The organism is Rahnella sp. WP5, assembly GCF_000745615.1.
GTDB classification, from domain to species: Bacteria; Pseudomonadota; Gammaproteobacteria; order Enterobacterales; family Enterobacteriaceae; genus Rahnella; species Rahnella aceris.
Genome location: NZ_JQJR01000011.1, coordinates 274,135 through 287,004, shown reverse-complemented (window position 1 = coordinate 287,004; position 12,870 = coordinate 274,135). Strand labels below are relative to the sequence as shown.

General features: G+C 52.1%; 11 protein-coding genes and 1 pseudogene. 7 read left to right on the top strand and 5 right to left on the bottom strand.

The window, feature by feature from the left end; genetic code table 11:
* Positions 1 to 8: 8 nt before the first annotated feature.
* A protein-coding gene (locus tag EX31_RS11720) for an IS3 family transposase (RefSeq protein WP_156106971.1) occupies positions 9 to 1,183 on the bottom strand; the annotation gives its coding sequence in 2 pieces (ribosomal slippage) (positions 9 to 925 and positions 925 to 1,183; 1,176 coding nt in all).
* Between the two features lie 224 nt (positions 1,184 to 1,407).
* Here EX31_RS11720 and EX31_RS26325 point away from each other — a divergent pair.
* On the top strand, positions 1,408 to 1,872 hold the full coding sequence (locus EX31_RS26325; protein WP_037034906.1) for a hypothetical protein: 465 nt from the start codon (positions 1,408 to 1,410) through the stop codon (positions 1,870 to 1,872).
* 87 nt (positions 1,873 to 1,959) lie between these two features.
* Here the strand turns inward: EX31_RS26325 and EX31_RS26005 are convergent.
* Both EX31_RS26005 and EX31_RS11700 read right to left on the bottom strand, forming a co-directional pair.
* Positions 1,960 to 2,395: pseudogene (locus EX31_RS26005) on the bottom strand (transposase); the annotation flags it as partial.
* A 219-nt stretch (positions 2,396 to 2,614) separates the two neighbouring features.
* Positions 2,615 to 3,190 carry a hydrolase gene (locus EX31_RS11700; protein ID WP_037034903.1) on the bottom strand — a complete coding sequence of 192 codons (576 nt, stop codon included), beginning with the start codon at positions 3,188 to 3,190 and terminating at the stop codon, positions 2,615 to 2,617.
* Between the two features lie 335 nt (positions 3,191 to 3,525).
* Between EX31_RS11700 and aspS the strand changes: the two genes are divergently transcribed.
* The 6 genes from aspS to ruvB all read left to right on the top strand — a co-directional run bounded on the left by aspS (position 3,526) and on the right by ruvB (position 8,885).
* The gene (gene aspS, locus EX31_RS11695) at positions 3,526 to 5,322 is read left to right on the top strand and encodes an aspartate--tRNA ligase (RefSeq protein ID WP_037034901.1); all 1,797 of its coding nucleotides are present in this window, start codon (positions 3,526 to 3,528) and stop codon (positions 5,320 to 5,322) included.
* Positions 5,322 to 5,768 (top strand): dihydroneopterin triphosphate diphosphatase, encoded by a 447-nt coding sequence (nudB, locus tag EX31_RS11690; RefSeq protein ID WP_013575034.1) that lies wholly within the window; start codon positions 5,322 to 5,324, stop codon positions 5,766 to 5,768. The genes aspS and nudB overlap by 1 nt, the downstream gene beginning before the upstream one ends.
* Positions 5,769 to 5,793: 25 nt before the next feature.
* Positions 5,794 to 6,537 carry a YebC/PmpR family DNA-binding transcriptional regulator gene (locus EX31_RS11685; RefSeq protein ID WP_013575035.1) on the top strand — a complete coding sequence of 248 codons (744 nt, stop codon included), beginning with the start codon at positions 5,794 to 5,796 and terminating at the stop codon, positions 6,535 to 6,537.
* 108 nt (positions 6,538 to 6,645) lie between these two features.
* Entirely contained in the window at positions 6,646 to 7,167 is a 522-nt protein-coding gene (gene ruvC / locus EX31_RS11680) for a crossover junction endodeoxyribonuclease RuvC (RefSeq protein WP_013575036.1), read from the top strand.
* Positions 7,168 to 7,254: 87 nt separating this feature from the next.
* Positions 7,255 to 7,869, top strand: coding sequence for a Holliday junction branch migration protein RuvA (gene ruvA, locus EX31_RS11675; protein WP_013575037.1), 615 nt, complete (start codon positions 7,255 to 7,257; stop codon positions 7,867 to 7,869).
* Positions 7,870 to 7,877: 8 nt separating this feature from the next.
* Positions 7,878 to 8,885, top strand: a complete 1,008-nt coding sequence (gene ruvB / locus EX31_RS11670) for a Holliday junction branch migration DNA helicase RuvB (protein ID WP_037034899.1) — start codon at positions 7,878 to 7,880, stop codon at positions 8,883 to 8,885.
* 63 nt (positions 8,886 to 8,948) lie between these two features.
* Here the strand turns inward: ruvB and EX31_RS11665 are convergent, their stop codons facing one another.
* Positions 8,949 to 11,327 carry a glycoside hydrolase family 3 N-terminal domain-containing protein gene (locus EX31_RS11665; RefSeq protein WP_037034898.1) on the bottom strand — a complete coding sequence of 793 codons (2,379 nt, stop codon included), beginning with the start codon at positions 11,325 to 11,327 and terminating at the stop codon, positions 8,949 to 8,951.
* A complete protein-coding gene (locus EX31_RS11660; protein ID WP_037034897.1) occupies positions 11,324 to 12,736 on the bottom strand; it encodes an MFS transporter in 1,413 nt (470 codons plus the stop codon). Before EX31_RS11660 ends, EX31_RS11665 begins: the two co-directional genes overlap by 4 nt.
* Positions 12,737 to 12,870: the final 134 nt, after the last annotated feature.

Genomic DNA, 12,870 nt, shown 5'->3' with positions numbered 1-12,870 from the left:
TGTAGTGGTCAACAAAAACTGGCCACGGCTTTAGAGTTTTTCCAAAACAATCTTTCTGATTCATTCGGCGTCAAACCACCATTATATTGATGAGGTCTGAGCTGGCTGTAATATCCTGTGATGTAATTCGTTATTGCCGTGCTGGCTTGGCTAAAATTAGCGTAGCCATTATCCGGTACCCACTCTGTTTTCAGACTTCTGAAGAACCGTTCCATTGGGCTGTTATCCCAGCAATTTCCCCGGCGACTCAGACTTTGCTTTATCTGATATCTCCACAGTAACTGCCTGAAATTCCTGCTGGTATAGTGACTGCCTTGATCCGAGTGATACAGTAAATTAGCCGGTTTTCCCCGTGCTTCCCAGGCCATCGACAGGGCTTTACCTGTCAGTGCTGAATCAGGGAAAAATGACATCGCCCAGCCAACCGGTTTACGGGAAAACAAATCGAGTACTATAGCCAGATAAGCCCAGCGTTTTCCCGTCCAGATATAAGTCACATCACCGCACCAGGTCTGATTAGGCTCGGTAACAGCAAACTGGCGATCCAGATAATTAGGGATCTCAATGTGTTCCTTAGACGCCTTCTTATAACGATGGCCAGGTTGCTGACAGCTGATAATATTGAGCGCTTTCATTAGCTTTGTTGCCCGCCAGCGGCTCAGTTTTATACCTTTGGTGGTGACCATCGCGGCAATGCTTCGCGCTCCTGCTGAGCCGTTACTTTCGCGATAAACTTCACGCACAAGGCTCAGTAATGCCACTCTCGTGGCGTCAGGCTTCCTGGGCTGCCGCCAGTATTTATAACTGCTGCGATGAACCCCAAACACGTTGCACACAACGGCAACAGGAAACCGCGCCCTGAGTTTCTCAACTAATGAGAATTGTTCAGGGAGTCTGACATCAAGAGCGCGGTAGCCTTTTTTAATATATCCCTTTCCATTTCAACGCGTTGAAGTCTTTTCTTTAGCTCGCGTATTTCAATCTGCTCAGGTGTCATGGGTGAAGCAGTGGGTGATTTTCCCGCTCGCTCTTCTTTCAGTTGTCGAACCCATTTGTCCATTGTGGATTTGCCGACGTTCATTGCCGTAGCAGCGGCGGCAACGGTGTAATGCTGATCGAGTACAAGCTGGGCAGCTTCGAGGCGAAACTCGGGGCTAAAATTGCGTCTGTTACGTCCGGTCATAATGCCACCTGTTTTTACTGTGAGGTGATGATATCACCTCTATTCAGGTGGCCAAATTCAGTGTGCCACTACAATCGCGGATATTTCCCATTGCTGATTAGGTAAGCGATTACTATTCAACAGGAGGCGGGTATAGCCAAAATACAACAATCCAAAGGGTGGTATTTGCCTTATCCTTGTTGGAAAATTTAGGTCACTTCAAATAAAAAAGGTAGGCAGCCAGCATGGAAAAATCCAACATAGATAATCTTAGTTTTGAGTTCTTTCGTGAGTTTTCCCGCTATGAGTATTGCCTAAAAGCAACTCAGCCAAAGCCCAAAGATGGAAAAGCAGAGGCAAACTGGGATTGGTATGCAAAAGATGTTAAGCACGTCTTTACCTCACCTAAAGACCCTGCATTCATTGCCGCTGTTGACTATTTTATTAATCACCCGCCAAAAAAGCAGGTTGTTAAAGATGGTGCTCTTGCTTGGGATGCCACTCCGCTAGAAGAACCGAACGTAGCACTAAAGATTTTTGTATTAATACGTCGCGTGAGAAACAACCTTTTCCATGGTGGTAAGTTTAATGGTCAATGGTTTGAACCAGAGCGCAGTGAGGCGCTAATGCAACATGCGCTAACCATCCTAAAAATCTGTGCTCAAAATCACCCTAATGTTAGCGAAGCATACGCAGAGAAGTCTTTTTAAGTTGCATTTAATACGGCTTGTTTAGGGGCTTCCCGGCCTGTGTTGTGGCATGGCTCGGGATTAAATTCATAAAAATTGACACAAATTAATGCGGGTTTCTGCAATCTCCCGTATCCGCTGCGTGAGGGCCCGGTCATCGCGGCAGCTGCGGTAGTTGTAAACCTTCGGCTCTGCATCATCAGCCGGCATCCCCTGCGAACCCCGATGCGGTACGCCGCCAGCAGGTATTCAACCGCCTCGCGTTTCTGCACCGGCCTCAGAACTTTTTTCGGATGACGTCCTGCAGCATTTCCTTGTCCAGACTGAGATCGGCGACCAGCCGTTTCAGGCGGTGATTATCTTCCTCCAGTTGGCGCAGCCAACGCAGTTCTGTCACGCCCATGCCGCCAAACTTCTTCTTCCAATTGTAAAAAGTAGCCTCAGAAATCCCCATCTTTCTGCACACTTCCTCCACCCGAGTGCCGATTTCAGCCTGTTTAAGGGCAAAGGCTATCTGTTCTTCGGTATAACGGGTCTTATTCATGGTTAATATGCCTCTCATTGAGATGAAAGAAAGACCGGATACTTCAGTTTAGACTGGCACTGTTTTCAGGGAGGAGATCACGCAAACCCATCTTTGCCCAGGCGCTGTGATGCCATTGCGGTAAACCAATATACATATCGATGCTCCCTTTTCCGGGCCAAATCCCAAATAAAACGCCGCCTCAGCGGGCGGCGTTCAGGCATGAAAATCAGGGTAGCGTTACTCTGGCAACGCGGCAAGCACTTCGGCAGTGGAACGGACACGGCTGATACGCGGGAAAATAAACTGCATGCTGGACTGATGATGGTCATTGTTGTGTGCGCTGCACGCATCTTCTGCGATCACCAGTTCATAGCCATGTTCCCAGGCATTACGGGCCGTAGATTCCACGCCGATGTTGGTGGAAATACCGGCAAGCACGATGCTTTTAATGCCGCGGCGGCGCAGTTGTAAATCCAGATCGGTGCCGTAAAACGCGCCCCACTGACGTTTGATCACCAGCAGATCGCTGTCGGTTACGCCCAGTTGTTCCGGGAATTCCCACCAGCTTGGCGGTAAACCGCCTTCCGGCGCAGCCGCAGGGACATCAACCGGTTGTTTCAGCGCTTCGTCAAAAGAGTCAGACCAGCCCACGCGAACCATGACGACCGGCGCACCCAGTTTACGGAAACGGGTTGCCAGTTCAGTGGCATTATCCAGCACCTGCTGTGCGGTGTGCGGGCCGCCTGCGAACGGTAAAATTCCTTTCTGTAAGTCAATTAGTACCAGCGCGGTGTTTTTTGGATCAAGTTTCATGTTTAGCTCCCGGTTTTCAAAATGGGTAATGAGAGAAAGGAATCATTTACTGCGTGTACAAAGGGGATTGCGTGAGTCTATGCTAGCGCGGGGAGCAAAAAGATATAATTTTGTTAAATTATGTGTAGCCAGCAACACGAGTGAATTTCCGCGCCAGCGTTGACGTGTTCGCACTTATCCTTCGCCGGAAATTCCTTTATAATAGCCGCCTTTTTTCGACCTGAATAAAACCCATTCCGTGCGCTGCTGAGTTTTGCGGCGGGCGACCAGAGTCAATAACCGTTTCTGTGCCTGTGAGCCATGAGGCCGGGTAGTGGGATCAAAAGGATACCGTTATGCGTACTGTATATTGTGGAAAACTGAATGCGTCCAATGTGGGCCAGGAAGTAACATTGTGTGGCTGGGTTAACCGTCGCCGCGATTTGGGTGGTTTGATTTTCATCGATATGCGTGACCGCGAAGGCATCGTTCAGGTTTTCTTCGACCCCGATCAGGCAGAAGCCTACAAGCTGGCGTCTGAACTGCGTAACGAGTTCTGCATCCAGTTAACCGGCACCGTGCGTGCACGCCCGGAAAGCCAGTTCAATAAAGACATGGCGACCGGTGAAGTGGAAGTGTTCGCCAGTAATCTGAACATTATCAACCGTTCAGAATCGCTGCCGCTGGACTCCAACCACGTCAACACTGAAGAAGCGCGTCTGAAATACCGCTATCTGGATTTGCGTCGTCCTGAAATGGCTAACCGCCTGAAAGCGCGTGCAAAAATCACCAGCTTCGTACGCCGTTTCATGGACAGCCATGACTTCCTCGACATCGAAACTCCGATGCTGACCAAAGCTACACCGGAAGGCGCGCGTGACTATCTGGTGCCAAGCCGTGTGCACAAAGGTAAGTTCTACGCCTTGCCGCAGTCTCCTCAGCTGTTCAAACAACTGCTGATGATGTCTGGTTTTGATCGTTATTATCAGATCGTAAAATGCTTCCGTGACGAAGATTTACGTGCTGACCGTCAGCCTGAATTCACCCAGATCGATGTGGAAACCTCTTTCATGAGCGCCGAACAAGTGCGCGAAGTGATGGAGAAACTGGCCCGTGAACTGTGGCAGGAAGTGAAAGGCGTGGATCTGGGCGACTTCCCGATCATGACCTTCGCAGAGGCCATGCGTCGCTACGGTTCTGATAAACCGGACCTGCGCAACCCGATGGAAATGGTGGATGTTGCGGACCTGATGAAAAACATCGAGTTCAAAGTGTTTGCTGATCCGGCCAACGATCCGAAAGGTCGCGTGGCTGCATTACGCGTTCCGGGCGGTGCCTCCCTGAGCCGTAAACAAATTGACGAATACGCCAAATTCATCGAAATCTACGGTGCGAAAGGCCTGGCTTATATCAAAGTGAATGAAGTGGCGAAAGGCCTGGACGGTATCCAGAGCCCGGTGGCTAAATTCCTGAATGAAGAACTGCTGGCTGCCCTGATCGCACGCACTGGTGCACAGGATGGCGACATGATCTTCTTCGGCGCAGCCAGCGCGAAGATTGTGACTGACGCGATTGGCGCACTGCGCCTTAAAGTCGGCCGTGACCTGAAAATCACTAAAGAAGACATGTGGGCTCCGCTGTGGGTGATCGACTTCCCGATGTTTGAAGACACTGACGAAGGCGGCCTGAGCGCTATGCACCACCCGTTCACTGCACCAAAAGACATGAGCGCAGAAGAACTGGCAGCGGACCCGGTTTCTGCTATCGCTAACGCCTACGACATGGTGATCAACGGCTACGAAGTGGGCGGCGGTTCTGTGCGTATTCACCGCAGCGAAATGCAGCAGACCGTGTTCAGCATTCTGGGTATTAACGAGCACGAACAGCGCGAGAAATTCGGCTTCCTGCTCGACGCCCTGAAATACGGTACGCCTCCGCACGCCGGTCTGGCATTTGGTCTCGATCGTCTGGTGATGTTGCTGACCGGCACGGATAACATCCGTGACGTGATCGCCTTCCCGAAAACTACCGCTGCGGCGTGTCTGATGACCGAAGCGCCAAGTTTTGCCAACCCTGCGTCGCTGCTGGAACTGGGCATTGCGGTTGTGGCGAAAAAAGAAGTGACACCAGACACAAATACAGAGAATAACTAATGAGCTATAAGCGTCCTGAGTCGATACTGTGCGTCATCTACGCCAGAAACACCGGCAGGGTGCTGATGCTTCAACGAAAGGATGACCCGAATTTCTGGCAGTCGGTGACCGGCAGTCTGGAAGACGGGGAATCCCCAAATCAAACCACGCAGCGTGAAGTCATGGAAGAGGTCGGTATCGACATTGCAGGTGAAAACCTGACTCTGCAGGACTGCCATCGCTGCGAGGACTTTGAAATATTTGCGCATTTGCGCCATCGCTATGCTCCCGGTGTGACCCGCAATAAAGAACATTGGTTCTGTCTGGCGTTACCCGACGAGCGTGATGTGGTTCTCACCGAACATCATGCGTACCGGTGGCTCGATAAACTGGCAGCGGCAGCGCTGACAGTCTCCCCGAGCAACCAGCAGGCGATTGAAGAATTTGTAAACTATTCGGTCTGTTAAGACTTTAGACTTTTTGGAGATATTTATGGCAGGTCACAGTAAGTGGGCCAATACCAAGCACCGCAAAGCGGCGCAAGATTCTAAACGCGGCAAAATTTTTACCAAAATCATTCGTGAGCTGGTTACCGCTGCGCGTTTGGGCGGCGGCGATGCGGGTTCAAACCCACGTCTGCGTGCGGCTATCGATAAAGCGCTGTCCAACAACATGACCCGCGATACCCTCAACCGGGCTATCGCACGTGGCGTGGGCGGTGACGAAGACACCAACATGGAAACCATCATTTATGAAGGTTACGGTCCTGGCGGTTCAGCCATCATGGTTGAATGTCTGAGTGATAACCGCAACCGTACCGTGGCAGAAGTGCGTCATGCCTTCACCAAAACCGGTGGCAATCTGGGTACCGACGGTTCCGTGGCTTATCTGTTCTCCAAAAAAGGCGTGATCACTTTCGCTCCTGGTCTGGATGAAGACGTGCTGATGGAAGCCGCGCTTGAAGCGGGTGCTGAAGACATCATTTCTTACGATGATGGCGCTATCGATGTGTTCACTGCCTGGGAAAATCTGGGCGAAGTGAAAGATGCGCTGGAAGCCGCCGGTTACAAAGCCGATTCCGCTGAAGTCACGATGATCCCATCGACCAAAGCCGACATGGATGCAGAAACTGCACCTAAACTGTTGCGCCTGATCGACATGCTGGAAGATTGTGACGATGTGCAGGAGGTTTACCACAACGGTGAAATCTCCGACGAGATCGCAGAAACCCTGTAATCTCAGTGCCGCCGGTGGCTACCACCGGCTGGCTATCCTGTTGTCCCTCAGCAGTTTATACTCTCCCCAACTTTCCAAAAAAACGACAACACAAGGCGTTGACTGGCTATGGCTATTATTCTGGGGATCGACCCCGGTTCGCGTATTACCGGCTATGGCATTATCCGCCAGACAGGGCGTCAGCTCAGCTATCTCGGCAGCGGCTGTATCCGCACCGTGGTGGACGATATGCCGGGACGTCTGAAACTGATTTACGCCGGTGTGTCGGAAATCATTACGCAATTTCAGCCTGATTTTTTTGCCATCGAATCCGTGTTTATGGCGAAGAACGCCGACTCCGCGTTAAAGCTCGGGCAGGCACGCGGTGCGGCAATTGTCGCTGCTGTCAATCAGGATCTGCCGGTGTTTGAGTATGCGGCGAGGCAGGTCAAACAGACCGTCGTCGGTACCGGTGCGGCAGAAAAAGCGCAGGTTCAGCATATGGTGCGGTCAATCCTGAAATTACCGGCTAACCCGCAGGCCGATGCCGCCGATGCGCTGGCAATTGCCATAACGCATTGTCATATGAGCCAGAATGCTATCCGGCTCAGCAGTGACAAATTACAGATGGCGCGCGGACGGATGCGATAGACGCCGCAAGTCCATTAGGCTGGATATCCATCCAGCCTTTTTTATGATATAAACATCGCTGCTTTTGACCTGATAAGGAAAATGAACGTGATAGGCAGACTACGAGGCATTATTCTGGAAAAACAGCCCCCTTTGGTGCTGCTTGAAACCAACGGCGTGGGCTATGAAGTGCATATGCCGATGACCTGTTTTTATGAATTGCCGGAACTGGGTCAGGAAGCTATCATCTTCACGCAATTTATCGTCCGTGAAGATGCCCAGTTGCTCTACGGATTTAACGATAAACAAGAGCGCGCGCTGTTCCGCGAGCTGATTAAAGTCAACGGCGTTGGGCCGAAGCTGGCGCTGGCGATTCTGTCAGGCATGTCGGCGCAGCAGTTTGTCAGTGCGGTAGAAAAGGAAGAAATCACCGCATTAATTAAGTTACCTGGCGTCGGTAAGAAAACCGCAGAACGCCTGGTCGTCGAAATGAAAGACCGGTTTAAAGGATTAAACGGTGATCTATTTAACAATCATACTGATATCACGCTACCTGCATCGGCGTCGAAAGCTAAAGAATCTGACGCCGAAGGCGAAGCCGTTGCAGCCCTGATATCCCTCGGATATAAACCACCGGAAGCCAGCCGCATGATCAGCAAGGTGGCCAAACCGGGGGCAGAATCTGAAACGTTGATTAGAGAAGCGCTGCGCGCAGCGCTGTGAGGTAAACGATGATTGAAGCTGACCGCCTGATTTCTTCCGAAGTTTTCAGTGAAGAAGAGGTCATTGACCGTGCGATCCGCCCGAAGTTGCTCAGCGAATACGTTGGACAGCCGCATGTGCGTTCGCAAATGGAAATCTTTATTCAGGCGGCTAAGCAACGCAAAGATGCGCTCGATCACCTGTTGATTTTCGGACCGCCGGGACTGGGTAAAACCACGCTGGCTAACATCGTGGCGAACGAAATGGGCGTGAATTTACGTACCACGTCGGGGCCGGTGCTGGAAAAAGCCGGTGATCTGGCCGCGATGCTGACCAACCTCGAGCCGCATGATGTGCTTTTTATTGATGAAATCCACCGTCTCTCACCGGTCGTTGAAGAAATTCTCTATCCGGCGATGGAAGACTATCAGCTGGATATCATGATTGGGGAAGGTCCTGCGGCACGCTCTATCAAACTCGATTTACCGCCGTTTACCCTGATTGGTGCGACGACCCGCGCCGGTTCCCTGACGTCACCGTTACGTGACCGTTTCGGTATCGTACAGCGTCTGGAGTTCTATCAGGTGGCTGATTTGCAGCACATCGTCGGACGTAGCGCCTCCTGCCTCGGGCTGGAGTTGTCGGAAGAGGGCGCGCATCAGATAGCCCGCCGTTCACGCGGAACGCCGCGTATCGCTAACCGCTTATTACGCCGCGTGCGTGACTTCGCGGAAGTGAAAGGCGACGGTACCATTAATGGTGATGTGGCTAACGGCGCGCTGGATATGCTGGATGTTGATGCCGAAGGTTTCGATTACATGGACCGCAAACTGTTGCTGGCCATTATCGATAAGTTCAGCGGCGGGCCGGTCGGGCTGGATAACTTAGCCGCGGCGATTGGCGAAGAGCGCGAGACGATTGAAGACGTCATCGAACCCTTCCTGATCCAGCAGGGATTTATTCAGCGCACACCGCGCGGGCGTATGGCGACCAATCATGCGTATAAGCATTTCGGTATTGCCAGAGAATCTGAGTAACAGATCTCCTGAGCATAAAAAACGGACGCCCTGAGCGTCCGTTTTGCTTTCCCTCATCAGGTATTAACGACTAACTTCACAGCGGCTGACCATCCGCCAGTTACGTGGCAACTCGCGTACTTCACCCGCCAGAATCACCTTTCCTGTTGCATGAATATCGGCGCTTGAAGAGCCCACCTGAATTTCAACAACGCCCGGTTCGACGATACGCTTACCGGCGTTATTGGTGAAATTCAGCATATCGGTCGGAATGCTGAAACTGAGCGTCGCAGTTTGTCCGGCATCCAGTTCAATGCGTTCAAAGGCTTTGAGTTCGTGCACCGGACGCACCATTGACGCCACGCAATCACGCAGATAAACCTGCACCACGTCGCTGCCTGTCTGACTGCCGGTGTTGGTCACCTGAATCTGTACTGAAATATCTCCGTTTTCGATGGCGACCGGCTGCTGATTCAGTTGTAAATCATGATAGCGGAACGTGGTGCCGCTTAGTCCGTAGCCAAACGGGTATTTTGCGCCAAAGTGGAAGGCGATCGGCGTGCCGCCACTTTTCAGTTTGTGATTGTAGTAATACGGCATCGCACCGGCACTTTTCGGTACGGAAACCACCAGCCGCCCGGACGGTGCTTCTTTGCCGCTGACGATATCGGCAATTGCACGTCCTCCTTCCTGACCGGGCGCAAATGCCATCAGGAACCCGGCGACTTTTTCCTCCAGTCCGCCAAGGGAATACGGACGACCGCCGGTCATTATCACAATGGTTGGTTTGCCGGTTGTGATCACGGCTTCCAGCAACTGCTGCTGAACGCCCGGCAGTTGCAGACTGTCTGTATCAGAGCCTTCGCCGACAGTACCGCTCTGGAATAAACCGGCCAGATCGCCGACAAACACCAGTGCGACGTCACTTTCCTGCGCCAGTTTTACGGCCTGCGGGATCAGCGCGGTACTTCGTGATACCGGCGAGCTTTGCATGGGTGTTGCGGCATCGCCGGGGAATACCGGCGCACCTGCCGTACGTTTTTCGAGAATATGGCAACCTTTGGTATAACGGATATTTTGCTCACCATAGGCCTCGCGTAATGCCTGTAATGGCGTAATGATCTGTTCCGTCTGCGCTTCCATTTCGCTGATGATCAGATGCACCGGGAAACTGTAACCGCTGAGCAACGCCAGCGGATCATCTGCCGTCGGGCCGATCACCGCGATTTTTTGGCCGGATGTGGGTTTCAGCGGCAGGATGCCATTATTTTCCAGCAGAGTGATTGAGCGGACCGCGGCTTTCCAGGCCAGTTCACGCGTGGCAGGTTGCTGAAGCTGCGGCTCAGGCTCAATGGCGTAAGGCTGTTCAAACAGGCCAAGGCGAAATTTTTCAGTCAGCACGCGTGCGACAATTTCGTCAATTTTCGCCATATCAATCAGGCCACGCGAAACGGCATCCGCCAGATGTTGTGCGCAGTCGCCTTTCGGTAATTCAATATCCAGACCCGCATTGAACGACAGCGCGGCGGATTCGGCATCGTCATGGCTGACGCCATGATGCTGATGCAGCAGGCTGACACCACCGTAATCGGCAACAATCAGACCGTCGAACCCCCATTGTTCACGCAAGATTTCGGTCAGCAGGAAGTGATCGCTGTGGCAAGGCTGACCATCAATGTCGTGATATGCCGGCATCACAGAACCGGCATTCGCCAGCTTCACCGCCATCTCAAACGGCAGCAGGAAAGTGTCATTCAGCTCGCGAAAACCAAGATGCACCGGCGCATGGTTGCGCGCCCCTTCACTGAAAGAGTGCCCGACATAATGTTTCAGCGTGGCCAGCAGGTCCCGCGCTTCGCCCTGTAATCCGCGCACGTAAGCGGTCGCCATCACGCCGACCAGATACGGGTCTTCACCAAAGGTTTCCTCGGTACGTCCCCAGCGCGCATCGCGCGACACATCCAGAACCGGTGCCAGCCCCTGATGACAACCAACGCTTTGTGCTTCCTGACGGATAGCACCTGCAATTTGCTCCATCAGTTGCGGATCCCACGTTGAGGCGTAGCTCAGGGACGAGGGAAACAGTGTGGCGTCTTTGCACAATAAGCCGACCAGACATTCTTCGTGGAACATCGCCGGAATACCCAGCCGGGTGTCTTCTACCAGCGTTTTTTGCAGCCGGTTCAGCGCCTGTACGCCTTCTGCCGGGCTGACCACGTGCGTGCCGAGCGGACGGGTGATTTGCCCTGCGCCAGATGCCAGTTGCTGTTCCAGCGCCTGACTCTGTTTGTGACCGGAAAAATCATCGCTCAGATCGGTACGTTCTTTGTGATTGCCGTTGCTGTCGAGGATCAGCCAGAACGCATGCATCTGAGCGAATTTTTCCTCCGGCGTCATGCGTGCCAGAAGATCGGCGACGCGGCGGGCAACGGGCTGTGAAGCATCCTGATAAAGATAAGTCATCTTACATCTCCTTGATTAATCAAAGGGCGTGAACCGCTGAGCACGGGGTCATCGTCGCCCCCGAAAGAACGTCGCGTTGCGAGGGATGAGGCGATAGTTTGCATGGTGCGGCTGTTGAGTTTGTAGGTAAAAAGCAGCGCGGCCATCAGCAGGAATAACGCACAGGGCACCAGTGTGAACAGTGAATTGATGGTCAACATCACCGAAGCACTTTGCGTGGCGCCGTTTGGCAGGTAACCGACCATACCAAGCACCCAGCCGACGATGGCACCGCCCAGTGCCAGCCCGAATTTGATGGCAAACAGCGCAGTGGAGAATACCAGCCCGTCAAGCCGGCGGCCGGTGCGGGATTCTTCGTGATCCACAACGTCGGAGAACATCGTCCATTGCAGCGGCGTGGTCAGGTTTTGGATAAAACTGAACACAAGATTGAGGGCGAAAATAAGACTGACGGAAGGGGAGGGAATAAAGAAAATCGCTGCATTACACATCACAAAAGTCAGAATTGTCCATTGATAGGATTTAATCCGGTCGAATTTACCCAGTATTTTCTCAGACAATAGTGCGCCAAATAACGAGGCGATCATGCCAAAAACAATAAAATTAAAAATCAGATCCGGGCGGCCTAGCACATATTTCACATAATACATGGTGGCGGAACCACGGATAACGACGGCACATAATAGTAAGATATTAAAAATAAAAACAATGCGCCATTGTGAGTTATTCCACAGTAATTTCAGGTCGCTCAGCATTGAACCGGAGGTGTCATTGCGCGGTTGATAACGCTCACGCGTCAGTGCGAAACAACAGAAAAATAATACGATACCGAGCAAACCCATCAGGCTCATGGCATAGAAATAGCCTTTCTGCGGGTTACCTGCGCCGAGTTTTGCCACCAGCGGCAGGGCGATCACTGTCACCACCAGACCCCCGACAAATGACAGTCCGAAGCGCCACGACTGCAGCGAATGGCGTTCGCGCGGGTCGAGTGTTAACGCCCCCGGCATGGCACAATACGGCACATTGATGGCGGAATACACCAGGCTGAGTAATGTATAAGTGACTGCTGCATAAATAATTTTACCGGTCGGTGATATGTCTGGTACATAAAATGTGATCAGGCAACAGACCCCAAACGGTATTGCAAACCACAGCAGCCACGGACGGAATTTCCCGTAGCGTGTTGTGGTGCGATCAACCAGCGCACCGATGCAGGGATCTACGCAGGCATCCACGGCGCGTACCACTAAAAATAGTGTGCCCATAATCGCGGCGGGTAAACCAAAAACATCCGTGTAGAAATAAGCGAGAAATAAAGTCGCAGTTTGCCAGACCAGCGCACTGGCCATATCGCCGAGTCCGTAGCCAATCTTATCTTTTACTGAAAGAACCGGAGTGATCACCATTATTTGTTACCTGCTTTCTGTAAGGAGAGATAACCGACGGAAAATAATTCATGTCTTTAACGGAAAAAAAGATAAACAGCCTGGGAAGTAAAATGGTGCCAAAAGTATTGTGAATAGAACTCAGGTAAACAATT

Coding starts and splice junctions, on each gene's coding strand:
- aspS (WP_037034901.1), top strand. CDS start 3,526: ATGCGTACTGTATATTGTGGAAAACTGAATGCGTCCAATGTGGGCCAG.
- EX31_RS11700 (WP_037034903.1), bottom strand. CDS start 3,190: ATGAAACTTGATCCAAAAAACACCGCGCTGGTACTAATTGACTTACAG.
- EX31_RS26325 (WP_037034906.1), top strand. CDS start 1,408: ATGGAAAAATCCAACATAGATAATCTTAGTTTTGAGTTCTTTCGTGAG.
- EX31_RS11660 (WP_037034897.1), bottom strand. CDS start 12,736: ATGGTGATCACTCCGGTTCTTTCAGTAAAAGATAAGATTGGCTACGGA.
- ruvC (WP_013575036.1), top strand. CDS start 6,646: ATGGCTATTATTCTGGGGATCGACCCCGGTTCGCGTATTACCGGCTAT.
- nudB (WP_013575034.1), top strand. CDS start 5,322: ATGAGCTATAAGCGTCCTGAGTCGATACTGTGCGTCATCTACGCCAGA.
- EX31_RS11685 (WP_013575035.1), top strand. CDS start 5,794: ATGGCAGGTCACAGTAAGTGGGCCAATACCAAGCACCGCAAAGCGGCG.
- EX31_RS11665 (WP_037034898.1), bottom strand. CDS start 11,327: ATGACTTATCTTTATCAGGATGCTTCACAGCCCGTTGCCCGCCGCGTC.
- ruvB (WP_037034899.1), top strand. CDS start 7,878: ATGATTGAAGCTGACCGCCTGATTTCTTCCGAAGTTTTCAGTGAAGAA.